The organism is Streptomyces sp. NPDC093795 (assembly GCF_044764665.1).
Classification (GTDB): domain Bacteria; phylum Actinomycetota; class Actinomycetes; order Streptomycetales; family Streptomycetaceae; genus Streptomyces.
Map to the genome: position 1 here is coordinate 153,989 of NZ_JBIWIO010000002.1, position 14,005 is coordinate 167,993.

The 14,005-nt window shown below is 74.0% G+C and carries 13 protein-coding genes and 1 tRNA gene; 4 read left to right on the plus strand and 10 right to left on the minus strand.

What is annotated here, in order from left to right:
* Positions 1-36: 36 nt before the first annotated feature.
* A complete protein-coding gene (locus ACIRB7_RS05760) occupies positions 37-1,977 on the minus strand; it encodes a putative bifunctional diguanylate cyclase/phosphodiesterase (RefSeq protein ID WP_403592865.1) in 1,941 nt (646 codons plus the stop codon).
* Between the two features lie 356 nt (positions 1,978-2,333).
* On the opposite strand from ACIRB7_RS05760, the gene ACIRB7_RS05765 reads away from it, so the two are divergent.
* Positions 2,334-3,584: a M6 family metalloprotease domain-containing protein gene (locus tag ACIRB7_RS05765; RefSeq protein ID WP_403592868.1), complete on the plus strand. Its 1,251-nt coding sequence runs from the start codon at positions 2,334-2,336 to the stop codon at positions 3,582-3,584.
* Positions 3,585-3,650: 66 nt separating this feature from the next.
* On the opposite strand, the gene ACIRB7_RS05770 is transcribed toward ACIRB7_RS05765, so the two are convergent.
* The 4 genes from ACIRB7_RS05770 to ACIRB7_RS05785 form a co-directional block, all read right to left on the minus strand.
* Positions 3,651-3,724, minus strand: a tRNA-Lys gene (locus ACIRB7_RS05770).
* Positions 3,715-4,341, minus strand: coding sequence for a hypothetical protein (locus tag ACIRB7_RS05775; RefSeq protein ID WP_403592871.1), 627 nt, complete (start codon positions 4,339-4,341; stop codon positions 3,715-3,717). Before ACIRB7_RS05775 ends, ACIRB7_RS05770 begins: the two co-directional genes overlap by 10 nt.
* Positions 4,342-4,519: 178 nt before the next feature.
* Complete coding sequence (locus tag ACIRB7_RS05780) at positions 4,520-4,876, minus strand: hypothetical protein (RefSeq protein ID WP_403592874.1); 357 nt, start codon at positions 4,874-4,876, stop codon at positions 4,520-4,522.
* Between the two features lie 131 nt (positions 4,877-5,007).
* On the minus strand, positions 5,008-5,622 hold the full coding sequence (locus tag ACIRB7_RS05785) for a TetR/AcrR family transcriptional regulator (protein WP_403592877.1): 615 nt from the start codon (positions 5,620-5,622) through the stop codon (positions 5,008-5,010).
* A 93-nt stretch (positions 5,623-5,715) separates the two neighbouring features.
* On the opposite strand from ACIRB7_RS05785, the gene ACIRB7_RS05790 reads away from it, so the two are divergent.
* Positions 5,716-6,369, plus strand: coding sequence for a peroxiredoxin-like family protein (locus tag ACIRB7_RS05790; protein ID WP_403592880.1), 654 nt, complete (start codon positions 5,716-5,718; stop codon positions 6,367-6,369).
* 72 nt (positions 6,370-6,441) lie between these two features.
* Here ACIRB7_RS05790 and ACIRB7_RS05795 read toward each other — a convergent pair whose 3' ends face one another.
* The 4 genes from ACIRB7_RS05795 to ACIRB7_RS05810 are packed head-to-tail and all read right to left on the minus strand — an operon-like array spanning position 6,442 to position 11,255.
* Entirely contained in the window at positions 6,442-7,773 is a 1,332-nt protein-coding gene (locus ACIRB7_RS05795; protein WP_403592883.1) for an AAA domain-containing protein, read from the minus strand.
* Complete coding sequence (locus ACIRB7_RS05800) at positions 7,770-9,359, minus strand: hypothetical protein (protein WP_403592886.1); 1,590 nt, start codon at positions 9,357-9,359, stop codon at positions 7,770-7,772. Before ACIRB7_RS05800 ends, ACIRB7_RS05795 begins: the two co-directional genes overlap by 4 nt.
* Positions 9,350-10,483, minus strand: a complete 1,134-nt coding sequence (locus ACIRB7_RS05805; RefSeq protein WP_403592889.1) for a hypothetical protein — start codon at positions 10,481-10,483, stop codon at positions 9,350-9,352. The genes ACIRB7_RS05800 and ACIRB7_RS05805 overlap by 10 nt, the downstream gene beginning before the upstream one ends.
* A complete protein-coding gene (locus tag ACIRB7_RS05810) occupies positions 10,416-11,255 on the minus strand; it encodes a phosphatase PAP2 family protein (RefSeq protein ID WP_403592891.1) in 840 nt (279 codons plus the stop codon). The genes ACIRB7_RS05805 and ACIRB7_RS05810 overlap by 68 nt, the downstream gene beginning before the upstream one ends.
* Before the next feature lie 142 nt (positions 11,256-11,397).
* Here ACIRB7_RS05810 and ACIRB7_RS05815 point away from each other — a divergent pair, with 142 nt between their 5' ends.
* Positions 11,398-11,991, plus strand: a complete 594-nt coding sequence (locus tag ACIRB7_RS05815) for a histidine phosphatase family protein (RefSeq protein ID WP_403592894.1) — start codon at positions 11,398-11,400, stop codon at positions 11,989-11,991.
* A gap of 9 nt (positions 11,992-12,000) precedes the next feature.
* Here the strand turns inward: ACIRB7_RS05815 and ACIRB7_RS05820 are convergent, their stop codons facing one another.
* The gene (locus ACIRB7_RS05820) at positions 12,001-13,296 is read right to left on the minus strand and encodes a tetratricopeptide repeat protein (protein WP_403592896.1); all 1,296 of its coding nucleotides are present in this window, start codon (positions 13,294-13,296) and stop codon (positions 12,001-12,003) included.
* Positions 13,297-13,525: 229 nt separating this feature from the next.
* On the opposite strand from ACIRB7_RS05820, the gene ACIRB7_RS05825 reads away from it, so the two are divergent.
* On the plus strand, positions 13,526-13,969 hold the full coding sequence (locus ACIRB7_RS05825; RefSeq protein WP_403592898.1) for a hypothetical protein: 444 nt from the start codon (positions 13,526-13,528) through the stop codon (positions 13,967-13,969).
* The last annotated feature ends 36 nt before the right edge of the window (positions 13,970-14,005 follow it).

Consider the following 14,005-nt stretch of genomic DNA (forward strand, 5'->3'; position numbering starts at 1 on the left):
CGGCCGGGGGCAGTTCCATGTCCATGACCCTCGGGGTCACACCCGCAGCGGCTCCGTGCCGATCAGCTCGGCGATACGGTCCGGGGCCACCGCCCGCGAGTACAGCCAGCCCTGCCCCGTGTCGCAGCCGATCCGGCGCAGCCGGCTCGCCTGCCCCGATGTCTCGACGCACTCGGCGGTGACCGTGAGCCCCAGCCGGTGCGCGAGCTGGACCAACGCCTCGACGATCAGCTCGTCCGCCGGGTTGGCGTGCTCCTCGTCCTGGAAACCGCGTACGAAGGAGCCGTCCAGCTTGAGCACCGACACCGGCAGCCGGCTCAGGTAGGCGAGGTTCGAGTAGCCGGTGCCGAAGTCGTCGATCGCGATCCGCACGCCCATGTCGCTCAGCGCCTGGAGCGCCTGGAGCGGCCGGCCGGCCGAACCCATCACGGCGGACTCCGTCAGCTCCAGCTGGAGCAGATGCGGGGCGAGGCCGGTCTCCGCGAGGATGCCGGCCACGTCCGCGACCAGGTCGGAGTCCCAGACCTGACGGACCGCCACATTGACGCTCACGAAGATCGGACGCTCGCGCGGATGGTCCTTCTGCCACTGCCGGGCCTGCCGGCACGCCGTCCGCAGCACCCACCGGCCCAGCTCCACGATGGAGCCGTCCTCCTCGGCGATTCCGATGAACCGATTCGGCGCCAGTGAACCGAACTGCGGGTGGTTCCAGCGCACCAGCGCCTCCACCCCCCGCACCGCCCCGTCGACCAGGTCCACGAGCGGCTGGTACTCCAGGCCGAACTCGCCGCGCTCCACGGCGGGCCGCAGCGTGGAGGAGAGCGCCTGCCGGGTCATCCGGTGCGCGTTGCGCTCCGGGTCGAAGAGGGTCCAGCGGGCCTTGCCGTCGGCCTTCGCCCAGTACAGCGTGGTGTCCGCGGCCTGCATGAGGGCGGTCGCGGTCGTCCCGTGCCCCGAGCGCTCGACGACGCCGATCGAGGCGGAGACCGCGAGCCGCTGACCGGCCAGGTCGAAGGGGTGCTGGAGCGCGTCGAGCACCGAGCGCGCCAGGTCCGCGAGTTGTTCCGTGCCGGTGGAGTCCTCGACCAGGATCGCGAACTCGTCCCCGCCGAGCCGCGCCACCAGATGACCGCCGCTGCGGGTGTAGCCGTCGCTGTCCGCGCACTCCGTCAGCCGGCCGGCGACGGCGGCGAGGAGCCGGTCGCCGACGCGGTGGCCGAGGGTGTCGTTGACGGCCTTGAACCCGTCGAGGTCGAGGTAGCAGAGACCGATCCGCCCTGTTCTGCCATACCCGTAGGACTCGTACGAAGAGCTGTTCGCGGCCTTGGCCCGGGCGCTCTCCGTCCGCCCGGTCTCTTCCGCGTGCCCGGCCCCCGCCGCCTCCCCGGCGCCGACGGCGTCCCCGGCGTCCTCGGCCGAGGCCTCCAGGGCGGCGGAGAGACGCTCGAAGAACAGCGCGCGGTTGGGCAGTCGGGTCACCGGGTCGTGCATCTGGAGGTGACGGAGCCGCGCCTGGAGCTCGCGGCGGTCGCTGATGTCCGCGATCGAGAGCAGCACGCGCCGGCTGTCGGGCACGGGCGCGACGGTGACCTCCGCCCACAGCGAGCGCCCGTCGGGGTGCTTGAGGCGTCGCGTACAGCGGAAGCGGGAGCGGCGGCCGCGCAGCACCTCGCGGTACGCGTGCCAGGTGCGCCCGTCGGACGCGAGGTCGACGAGATCGGAGGCGGCCTGCTCCCGGAGCGCCCCGGCCTCGGTGCCGAGGAGGGTGCAGAAGGAGTCATTGGCCGCGACGACGACGCCGTCCTGGTCGACGACGGCCATGGCGAGCTGCGCGACACGGAAGGCGGCGCGGTAGTCGCGGAGTTCGGCGGCGCGACGCTCGGCCGAAAGTCCGGGGTGACGCTCCGTGAGTGCGGACTCTGCCGCGTGCTTCTCCGGCGGCTCTGGGTGCACCGGTCCTTCGGGGGTTCCGCTCACCGCTCGCTCCCGTAGTGCAGTCGGGCCGGTCACATGTGGTCGGGACGGTCGGCCAAGGAAGAGTGAGCCGATCATAGAGCCAGCGCGGGGGAGCGTTCCAGCTCCGGGCCGCCTCCAGGGGGCGTGCGACGCTGTGAGGCTGACCACCGCGGCACCCTGCACGATCGTTTCTGTACGGGTCTGACACGGGTCGACGACGACGTGACCGAATGTGACTTTCCGTGAGCTGAACCGTGCTCGTGTCGCGTCGACCCCATGGCGCGCCCTCACCCGACCGGGGCAGCGGAAACATGCGAAACGCCGCAAACCATCACAAGGTGGGTGGGGTATCCCGCATCAGCGATCCGGAGGTCCACGTGAGGGGTCAGCAGCCACCCGGGGGAGTGGAACGCTCGCGGCTGCGTGCCGGCGCGGCGGCCTTCACCTCGTTCGCCGCCCTGGCCGCCACCGGGCTCGTCGCCGGCCCCGCCGTCGGCGCGTCCTCGGCGGGCCCCTGCGCCCTGCCCCGCACCTCGGCCCATCACTCGCTCGGCCTCGATACCTGGAACAGGTCGTACCCGCGCCCCGACCGCGCCCTCGACGCGGTCATGATCTTCCTCTCCTTCCCGGACGCCGAGCCGCTGACCACACCGGCCGACCTCGCCGCCGACCACTTCCCCGCCACCAGCGACTACTTCTCGCGCGCCTCCTACGGGCGCTTCACCCTGCGCCCGCACCCCCAGCGCGCCTGGACCCCCATGCCGAAGGAGTCGGCCGCGTACGACATACGGCGTGACTGGGACTCCGGGCAGCGCGCCGCCTACCTCCGCGACGGCATCGCCGCCGCCGACGCGAGCGTCGACTTCTCCCGGTACGACATCGTCTACCTGGTCGCCGACCCGGACGCGCCCGGCGTGGACTCCGACGCGACCAAGGTGGTCAACCTCGAACAGCCGCTGGAGGTCGACGGCACCGAGATCAAGCGGGTCGTCACCGTTTTCGAGCGGCACCCGCCCGACCGCAACGTGCTCGCCCATGAGACCGGCCACGTCTTCGACCTGCCCGACCTCTACCACCGCCCGGTGGACGGCAAGGGCGACTGGGACACCCATGTGGGTGACTGGGACGTCATGGGCAGCCAGTTCGGGCTCTCCCCCGACCTCTTCGGCTGGCACAAGTGGAAGCTCGGCTGGCTCTCCGGCGCCCAGGTGACCTGTGTCCAGGGCGCCGGCCCCCGCATGGTCAGTCTGGAACCGACCGACGCCCCGCCGGCGGCCGGCGGCACCCTCGGCACCCGGCTCGCGGTGGTCCGCACCGGCCCCGACAGCGTCCTCGCGGTCGAGGCGAGGACCGACGCCGGGAACAACGCCGACACCTGCACCGAGGGCGTACTCGTCTACCGGGTACGGGGCGGCGCCGCGTCAGGCGACGGCCCGGTCGAGGTCGTCGACGCCCACCCGCGCACCGACGCCTGCTGGGAGCGGTCCGTCTACCCGCCGCTCGCGGACGCCCCGCTGGAGGAGGGCGAGACCCTCACCGTGCCGGGGACCGGGGTCAGGGTCGAGGTCATGGACCGCACGGAGACGGACGGCTGGACGGTCAGGGTCACCCCGCCCGCCGTCGACTGACCGCGCAGGGCCCCGGCCCGGAACACGAAGAAGCCCCTCGCTTCCGCGAGGGGCTTCTTCCGTCTGTGCGCCGCCAGGGACTCGAACCCCGGACCCGCTGATTAAGAGTCAGCTGCTCTAACCAACTGAGCTAGCGGCGCCTGCTGACGTCGTAGACATTAGCACCCGGATCGGCGGGAGGAAAAATCGATACCCGCACGTCGGCGGCGGAGACCGCCCGGACGGCCCGCACGCAGGCCCAGAGCACGACCTCGGGGCCCGGCAGCCAGGGGTGCCGGGTGTCGGGGGCCACCAGCCAGCGGGGTCCTGCGCTGTCGGTGGGGGCGAGCGGGGGCACGGTCACCGCGTCCCCGACCCCGTGGCAGAGCGGTCGGGGGACCGCGTCGCTCCACTCCTCCCAGTCGAGGAGGGCCGGCAGCCGCTGGGCCGTGCCGGGCGCGGCGAACAGCATCATCCGGCCCCGGTGCGTGGCGACCGGCCCGGACCCCGGGCCCTCCGTCCACAGTCGGTCCAGCATCCGCCGCCCGAAGACCGGGTCCACGTTGACGACGTCGAAGACCGTCCCGCACGGCAGCGCGGCGGGCGAGGCGGGCCGGGCCTCCCAGCGGGTGAGCGCGCCCCCTCGCCCCCCGACGGCCGATGCGAGCCAGGCGGCCCCGTCGCCGGTCACCCGAGCCGTCTGGTGCCGCCCCTCGTCGCCCTCCCGGAGAAACCGGAAGATGTCGTGCGGGGTCTCGTCGCGCAGCCAGGTCGTCATGACTCCAGATCTACCGCGCGTGACGAGACGATCGCCGAGAGTTCACGGAATCCCGGACAGGAGGGTCGGACGGGGAGTATCGTGCGGCCCGCATATGCCAGACGGCACCTCGGAAGGGCGGGCGCAGGGCCGCCCGCGGGACCAGTCGATCCCGGCTTCAGGGTCCGCCCCTCCCGGCCTACTCCTCCGCCGGGCCGCCGTTCGTGCGGATCAGGTCGCGGCCGAACTCGATCATCTTCCGGGCGTAGTCCTCGGTCCACTGCGCCCGCTCCGCGACGTCCGCCGGCGTCAGCCGGTCGAAGCGGCGCGGGTCCGCCAACTGTGCCGCCGCGATCGCCTGGAACTCGGTCGCCCGGTCCGTCGCCGCGCGGAACGCGAGCGTCAGCTCCGTCGCGCGGGACAGCAGCTCCCGTGGGTCCTCCATCGACTCCAGGTCGAAGAAGTGCTCCGGGTCGGCGGTCGCCTCGGCAGGCTCGAAGATCAGCGGAGCCGGCCTGAGCCGCCGCTGTCCGCTTCGTTCCGCGGGTTCCGCCATCGTTCGTCTCCTCCTCGCACAGGCACGGCCCGGAGACCCGGGCCGTCTTCCATTGTCCCGCGCCCCGCAAGAGCGCGTACGTTCCCCCACACGCCCCCGCGAAGCTCCCGAGCCCCGGCCGGCTGGGGGTTTCAGCCGTCGAGACCGCGCAGGAGCAGCCGGAGCCCGCCGAAGAACTCCTGGTCCGGGGTGACCGTACGGGCGGCGCGCGCGGTCTCCGTCAGGCGGGGGAATCGGTCCTCCGGCAGCGCCGTGATGACCGTCGTACCCGCGCCGGCGAGCGGCCCCAGGTGCTGGAGCTGGATCGCCCCGGTGAGGTAGCCGTGGAGCGCGCGCAGCGCGATGACGCGCCGCTCGCCGTCGATTCCGGCCTCGGCCAGGATCCCGAGCACGGTCTCCGACCAGCGCAGCCCTCCGCTCGCGCGGTGCCGGTGGGAGAGCGTGAGGGGGATGGCCGCCGGGTGCGCGGCGACGCCGTCCCGCAGCCGTCCGGCCATGACCTCGATCCGCTCCCGCCAGGGGGTGTCCGGGCCGGGCGGGGTGGCGTCGACCGTGGCCAGGACGCGTTCGGCCACGAGCCCCTCCAGTTCCTCCCGGTCGGTCACGTACCGGTAGAGCCCCATGGGGCTCATGCCGAGTTCCTTGGCGACGACGCGCATGGAGAGGGCGGCGAGCCCCTCGCGGTCGATGACGGCGAGGGCCGCGGCGGCCAGCTGGTCCTGGGTGAGGGTACGAGGTCGTGGCATGACGGTTGACAGCGTACGGCCGACGCCTACGCTGTTAGGAGTACGACGTACGCCTACGTGCTCTCGCCTCCGAGGACCCGAGGAAGGTGCCCCATGCGCCCGCCCGCCGACGCGCCCGTCAACACGCCCGCGAACCCGACTCCGACTCCGCCACCGACTCCGCCCCCGACCCCGTCCCGCACCCGCCTCGCCCCCGGCAGCTCCGTGCCCGCCCGCACGCTCGCCCCCGTCCTCGGCCCGCCGCTCACCCTCCCCGACCCCGAGCGGCTCACCCACGTCCAGTTCCGGCGCTTCGCCGGCTGCCCGGTCTGCAACCTCCACCTGCGGTCCGTGGTCCAGCGGCACGAGGAGATCGAGCGCGCCGGGATCCGGGAGGTGGTGCTCTTCCACTCGCCCGCCGAGGAACTCCGCGCGCACGTGGCCCATCTGCCGTTCGCCGTGGTCGCGGACCCCGCCAAACGGCTGTACGCCGAGTTCGGGGTGGAGGCCCACCGCAGGTCCCTGCTCGACCGGCGCGCCTGGCCCGCGATCGTCCGGGCCGTTCTCCGGGGCGTCGGAGAGGTGCTCAGGGGCCGGGAGAAGCTGCCCGCGCCCTCCCAGCCCAACGGCAGGACCGGACTCCCCGCCGACTTCCTCATCGAGCCCGGCGGCCGCGTCGCCGCCGTGAAGTACGGCGAGCACGTCTACGACCAGTGGACGGTCGACGAACTCCTCGGCCACGCCGCCGCGCTCAGGACGGCCGACTGACCCCCGGGCCCGCGGGTCGCCGCGCTCAGGACGGCCGACTGGCCCCAGGCCGCCCCGGCGGCGGCACACTGCTCACGGCGTCCAGCTCACCCGGTGTTCCTCCAGGTGGGAGAGGACCGCGTGGTTCGCCTCCCAGCCGTCCGGGAACGACACCGCGACACCCAGCTGCACCGGCTCCGTCGACGGATGCTCGTCGAGGAGTTCCGCCACGCCCGCCCGGCAGACCACCACGCACGCGTGCCGGTGCCGGGACGCGAGGACGCACAGCCGGCCCGTCTCCAGATGGAAGGCCGTCGCGTCCGGACGCCCCGACAGCGGGTGGAGGACGACCGTCACGTCGTACTCACGTCCCTGCAACCGGTTCGCGGTGTCCACCGTCACGCCCGTCACCCCGAGCTCCGTGAGCGCCGCCCGCACCGCGGCCGCCTGGTCCCGGTGGGCGGTGCCGACCGCGACCCGGTCCGGGGTGAGGGGCACGGGGGTCTCCGAGCGCTCCGAGACCGCCGCCCCGCCCCGGTCCAGGAGCCGGCGCACCACCAGGGCCACCGCCCGCACGGCCTCGGGGTCGGTGCGCGGGGTGTGCCGGGCCGGGAGTTCGAGCAGGCCCCAGCCCGACTCCGCCGCCTCGTCGAGGACCCGGTCCGGGCCCGAACCGTCCGACGGCACCCCGAAGGTCAGCTTCCGGTCCCCGTGCCCGGTGCCGCTGCGGAACGGCGTGAACGGGTAGAACGCGTCCGACACCAGCGGCGCCGCCGACGCGGGCAGCCGCCAGGACACCGGAAGCCGGTGCTGCGGCAGGTGCGGGTTGTGCGCGAGCAGGGTGGAGACCGCGCTCGCCGACGGGTCGTAGGTGAGCCCCGCCCACTGCTCGGCGCCCACCACAGAGAAGGGATCGAGCTGCCCCGGGTCGCCCACGAACAGCGCCCGCTCGAAGAGCCCCGCCACGGCGAGCAGCGCGTCCGAACGCATCTGGTACGCCTCGTCGACGATCGCGTGCGCCCAGGGTTCGACGTTCTTCACGTGCCCCCACTTGGCGGCCGTGGAGATCACCACCGGAAGCCCGGCCAGCTCACCCGCCTTCGCCGACTTCCGTACGTTGGCCAGGTCGTCGAGCGCCTTGTCGTACGGGTCGGAGTCGTTCGAGTGCAGCCGGCCCACCTTGAGCTCCGGCTCCTTCTCGGCGAGCCGCAGCACCAGGTCGTCCACCTGCGCGTTCGTCTGGGCCACCACCATCAGGGGGCGCCCGACAGCGGCCAGTTCGAGCGCGGCCCGCACCACGAGCGTCGACTTCCCGGCCCCGGGCGGGGAGTCCACGACGACACCGCGCGCGGTGCCGTGCAGGGTGTCCGCCAGGATGGCGTCCGTCGCCCGCCCGGCCTCGGCGGAAGGATCGAACACGGTCACAGCACGTCCTCGGGGGTCACGGCGTCGGGCAGTTCCACGGCGTCCGACCGGGGCGGACCGCCGTGTGTCCAGGGCGTCTCCTCCGCGTCCGGCAGCTGCGGGCCCACTCGCTGGTCGTGCTCGAACAGAGTCCAGGCGATCCGCTCGCCCTTCTCCGGCACCGAACCCGCCACGGGCTCCTTCGACCGGCCCATCTTGTCGAGGAGCCGCAACAGCAGCGAGCCGTCCTCCTCGTACCGCACGAACTCCGCCGACTGCGGCTTCCCGTCGAGCGAGCGGTACACCTTCACGCGCTCGCCCAGGTGCGGCCGGTCGTCCGTGCGGACCGTGAGGAGCGGGCGCGGCGCGGGCCGCTTCGACTCCGTCCACGCCATCGTCACCTCGGCCACCTCGGCCGTGAACGCCTCGCCCGCGAGGCGACGCCCGGCGAGCACCAGCGGATCGTCGAGGGCCTCCTGCGCCTCCAGCTGCCCCTGCGCCTGCTCGCGGGCCGCGAGCTTCCGGGCCGCCGTCACCGCGTCGTCGCGGCGCGGCTGCGGCGGCTCGCCGGCCGTGACCCGGTCCCGGTGACCGGTGAAGGACCAGCGGTCCCGGGTCCAGCGGTCCTCGACCCTGGCGCCCTCGGGCAGCTCCCGCAGCAGGTCGATTGCCCGCCAGACCGCCTCCCAGGTCGGCTTCAGCTGGGAGACGACGAGGCGGCGCAGCTCCCGCTCGGCCGCGTGCAGCTCACCGAGGCCCGTGTCGGCGCTCTCGCCGTCCTCGGCCGCGCCGAGCGCCTGCCGGGCCCGGTCGTACCGCTCGATCGCGGGCGCGAGGAGCTGGTTGTCGAAGGCGGGGTCGGTGGCGGGCCCGGCGGGCGGGCACAGCAGCTGGCCCCGGGAGTCCCGGCCCGTCTCGGCCCGCAGCGCGCCCTCCGCGCCCGGCTCCCCGTCGTACGGGTCGATCCAGGCGAGCAGCGCGCCCAGGTGCTGGTCCTCGAGGGAGGACTGGCCCGTCGCCCAGTGCCGGTTGAGGAGGTCGGTCGCCGCGAGCAGCAGTGAGGAGCCGGGCACCCGGGCCCGGTCGCCGAAGTGCGTCAGCCACCGTCCGAGCAGCGGCACGCGCGGCGGCGCGGGGAACGGCGTCTCCGGGTCCTGCTCGGCCGTCCGCCGGAACCGCGTCGACCGCCCGAGGAGCCGTACGTACTCGATACCGGCCCGGCTCGGCACGATCAGCTGCGGCGCGTCCGCGCACAGCTCGACCTCGACCTTCACCTTCTTGCCGGTCTCCGGGTCCGTCTCGTTCTTCTCCACCGCCTCCACGACGTCCGCGAACGAGTCGATGTACGGCAGGACCTCCTCCGCCAGGTCGGCGAGGAACGCGAACCGCAGGTCCCGGTCCCGGGGCTGGGCCACCACGAGGAGCCGGGGCTCCTCCCGGTCGGTGCCGACCAGGGCGCCCAGCGGGGCGCCCGCCTCACCGGCCGTCGTCAGCGGCACGAGGACGAGCGGCCGCTCGGACAGCCGCCGGTGCCGGACGGTCGCGAGGGGCTGCGCCCGGCCCGACTCGACGGCCTCCATCCGGGCCAGGGTGGAGATCAGCGACACGCCGCCACCCCCGCGGCCCCCGACAGGGCCTCCGCCCGCAGCGCCCGCGCCCGCCGCAGCGCCGCCACCGCCGGGTCCTCCGGGTCGCCCTCCTCACCGCGCGAGGCCGCGAGGACCGCGCCGACCGTCGGCAGGCCGCCCAGCTCACCCCGTACCGAACGGCCCAGGGTCTCCACCGCGCCCGCCTCCCGGGACCGCGACCGGCAGTGGAAGGCCAGCTCACAGGCGGCCAGGCACTCCGGCGCGTACTGATGGGGGACGGACTCCACGGCCGCCGTCAGCTCCGCCGCCGAGCGCTCCAGCACGTCGAAGCTCGTGCCCTCCGGCAGGGCGCCCGCGATCTCGTCGATCCGGGTCAGCCGGGCGAGCTGACGCCGGGTCACCGACCGCTGCTTGCGTACGTCGACGACCGAAGCCGTCGGCACGTTCGAGAAGTCCTTAGGGCAGACGAGCAGCACCGACTGCGCGACCCGCGCGCCCTCCGTGAGCTCCGCGACCCGTTCGAGCGCCAGCACGTACACCGCGGCCTGACGGGCCGCCGCGCCCACCTTCGACGCGTCGGCGGCGCCGTCGACCATCGGGAACGACTTGATCTCCACGACCGTCCACCCGCCGTCGGGACGGACCACCACCGCGTCCGGCTCCAGATACACCGGTGAGCCCGCCACCTCAAGGGCGAGCAGCGGATGGTCGAGCAGCGTCCACGCCCCGGCCGCGGTCGCCTCCCGCAGCGCGAGCGCCGTGCGCGCCACCCGCCCCTCGGGACCGGCCGCCGCCAGCTCGGGCACGGACACCGTGCCCGGGTCCTCGACCCCGATCAGGCGCAGCAGCTCACGGCCGCCGTCCGCCTTGACCTTCGCCTCGAAGGAGTTGCCCCGCACGATCGCGAACTGCGACTGCCCGAACGGGGCCGGCGAGCCGAGCTTCGCGGCCAGCGCGGACTTGTCGACCCCCGCGCCGTCGAGCAGGGCCCGCCGCCGGCAGCCGGGATTCGCGGCGAGCGCCGCGAGCGCCCGCGCGTCCAGCGGGCGCGGCACGGTGGCCGGTCCGCGCAGCTCAGCGAGCAGCTTTCGACGTGTCGTCTGCGGAGGGAGTGACAGACCGCTGTCCAGGGATGCGCTCACCCGTGGAAGTCTCGCATCCGCCACTGACAACCGGAGGCGCTTCGCCCGTTCCGCGCACCCGACGGGCGAGCCGCAGCGCGTACGGGGTCAACAGCAGACCGGCGCCCATCACCGCCGCACCGGCGACCGCGTCGAGCAGATAGTGGTTGGCCGTCCCCATCACGACGACCGTCGTGAGCAGCGGATACGCCACCCCCAGGGCCTTCGCCGCCGGCGTCCGCCCGTACCGCCACAGCATCACCCCGCACCACAGCGCCCAGCCGACGTGGAGGCTGGGCATGGCCGCGTACTGGTTGGTCAGACCGCCGAGCCCGCGTGGCGCGCTGGCCTCGCCGCCCCACCAGCCGTACGCGCTGAAGTGCGCCATCGTGTCGGTGAAGCCGTACGCCGGGTCGAGCAGCCTGGGCGGGCAGGTGGGCAGCAGGGTGAAGCCGACGAGACCGAGCAGGGTGGAGAGCATCAGCCAGGTGCGGGCGGCCCGGTACTGCGCGGGCCTGCGGCGGAAGAGCCACACCAGGATCGCCGGGGTGACGAGGTAGTGCAGGGAGGCGTACGCGAAGTCCGCCGGGATCCCGAGCGCGGGCACGTCCGTGAACAGCCGGTTCAGCGGATGCTCCGCGTCGATCCCGAACATCTCCTCGACGCGCAGGATCGCGAGCCCGTGCTCGACGGCCGAGGCCTCGTCGCCCCGTACGAGGAGCCGCCCGCCCGAGTAGGCGGCGTACACGACGGCGATCAGCGACAGCTCGGCCCACCAGCGTGGTCTGCGCATCGAAAGGTCCCCCAGACGGTCATCTCACGGGGGAGGGGACGCCCCGCGCCGCCGGGGGGTTGCCCGGACGTCACCCCGAATCCACGTGGGCGATGATGGGAGAGGCACGTCCGCACCCGTGAACCCCTGGAGCGTCCTTCCCATGGCACCGCGCATCCTGCTCGCCCGGCACGGCCAGACCGAGTGGTCACTTCTCGGCCGGCACACCGGCAGGACCGACATCCCGCTGCTCGACGAGGGGCGCCGCGGCGCGAAGCTGCTCGGCGAGCGCCTGCACCGCGGTCCCTGGCAGGGCCTGCCCGGCGTGGAGGTGCGCACCAGCCCGCTGGTCCGCGCGAGCGAGACCTGCGAGCTCGCCGGCTTCGCCGACCGGGCCGAGCCGTGGGACGCGCTGATGGAGTGGGACTACGGGGCGTACGAGGGGATGACCCCGCCCGAGATCCAGGCCGTCCAGCCGGGCTGGTTCATCTGGCGCGACGGCGTCCCCGAGGGGGAGACCCTGGCGCAGCTCTCGGACCGCGCCGACGAGATCGTGAACTGGGCCCGCTCGGCCGACCGTGACGTGCTGGTCTTCGCCCACGGCCACATCCTGCGCTCGATCGGCGCCCGCTGGCTCGGCGAGGACGTCTCCTTCGCCTCCCGCATCCGCCTCGACCCGACGAGCCTCTCCGTCCTCGGCTGGGCGTACGGCGCCCCGGCGGTCGAGCGCTGGAACGACACCGGCCACCTGGAGTAGAGGCGTTCCTCAGTACGCGGCGAGGAGCTGGCGGGTCTCGGAGAGCATCCCGCGGATCCGGGCCGAGGCGATGCCGTCCAGGGAGTCCACCACCCGCTTCGCCTCCGCCGCCGCCTCGTCGGGGCGTCCGGCGTGCGCCAGGTTCTTGGCGAGGTGGGCGCGGTAGAGCGCCAGGTTCCGGGCGAAGTGCGGGTTCTGCAGGACCGTGGCCCGGTGGGCGTGCCGGGCCGCCCGGCCCCAGTCGCCGAGGGCCGACCAGCACTGGGCCTCCAGGGCCTCCCGCTCCGGCTCCCCGAAGAACGACATCCACTCGGGATCGCCCTCGGCGGGGCCCCGGTCGAAGAAGCCGTGGGCGCGGCCGAGTGCCTGCTCGCAGGCCGACCTGTCGCCGAGCCCCGCCCACGCGCCCGCCTCCCGCAGCGACAGCAGGGACAGCAGCCGGGCCGAGTCCAGCGGCTGCGCGGCCCGCAGCCCGGCCTGCGCCGCCCGCACCGCCTCGCGGTACCGGCCCGTGTCCCTGGCCAGGAAGGACGTGTTGCAGAAGGCGTGCGCCTCAAGGGCCGCGTTTCCGGAGTTTCCCGACACGCGCGCGGTGGCGAGGGCCTCCGCGTAGTGCGAGCGCGCGTCCTCGTGCCTCCCCGAGTCGTGAGCCAGCCAGCCGACGGAGAGGGAGAGTTCCCCCGCGCCCGCGTGCAGCCGGTCCTCGGTGGAGCGGCGGGTCATGGTGCCCGTGTCGAGCAGCGCGTACGCGGCACGCAGCGGCTGGGCGGCGACCTTGTAGAGCCCGTCGGCGCCGTGCCGGTCGTCGAGCAGACGGATCTGCCGTACGGCGTCCTCGACGGCCCGCACCTCGGCCTCTCCGATGCGGTGGACCCCGCGGGGGGTGGGGATCGCGACGGCGGGGCCGCCGAGTCCCAGCGAGGCGGCCGCCAGGGTGGCGGAGCCGCTCGTCATGAATGCGCGACGCAGCACGTCGCTCTCCTCATCGTTCCGGGTGGTGATGGCGGCGGGAGGCGCTGCCCCGGCCGGTACGGCCTGCCGCCGGCCGCGCACCGTCTCCCGCGCGGAGAACCCCAGGTCGGCGAGGCCGAGTCCGGGGAACATGTGCAGGAAGACCCGTTCGTACGCGTAGTTGGGGCAGCGGATCTCGCCCGCCTCCACGCGCCCGATGTAGCGGGCGTCGCACGCGACCTGTTCGCCGATCTCCCGCGCCGCCCGGCGGACCGCCGCGGCGAACTCCGCCGGCGACTGCTGTCCGCGGAGCCGGCGGAAGGCGAGATTGGGAACTGCCCGTGACGTCGCCATGGCCGAGCCCTCTCCTGTGCTGCCGGTGGTGGTCCGGCAGCACAGGAACGTACCTGCTGTGACCGGACGCGTACGCAGAGTTTGGCTACAAATCGGATATCTCGCCTGTGATCTGCCATGAACTGCCATCCTTTGCGGCGGCATGGCGCCGTAGCCGTTGACGCCGACGGGCGTTGAACCGTAAAGGGAGAGACGGAACGTGTCTCCTCAGGAGCGAGGAGGGGTCCCCATGTCGGAGATCGGTTCGCAGTCGGCCACGTGGCACGCACCCGCCCCGGAGGCCGACGGGCCCAAGCCCGACGCCGGAGCCTGGGACCTGGTGACGGTCCCCGTCCGGCAGGGCCTGGAGGCCGTGGACATCCTGCGACGCGGCGCCGCTCCCGCCGTCGGCCCCGTCGTGCACGACGGCGCCTGCGACACCCTCGGCTTCCTGGTGCCGCCGGGCACCGCCGCCGCCTGGGACATGCCGGGCAGCGCCTGTACGCGGACCTCGGGGCGCGGCCTCCGCCTCCCCGAGCTGCCGGAACTGCCCGAACCGACGGGCGACGCGCCCCGCCCCACGGGCTGGCTGCTGCCGCCGGGAGACACCGACCCCGTCACCGACCCCGCCGTCCTCCGGAAGGCGCTCGGCGAGGCGGCCCGCCTCATCGAGGCCGCCGACGGCTGCCACTGAGGCGGCGGGCCCGCCGCGGGCGGGACCCTTCATCAT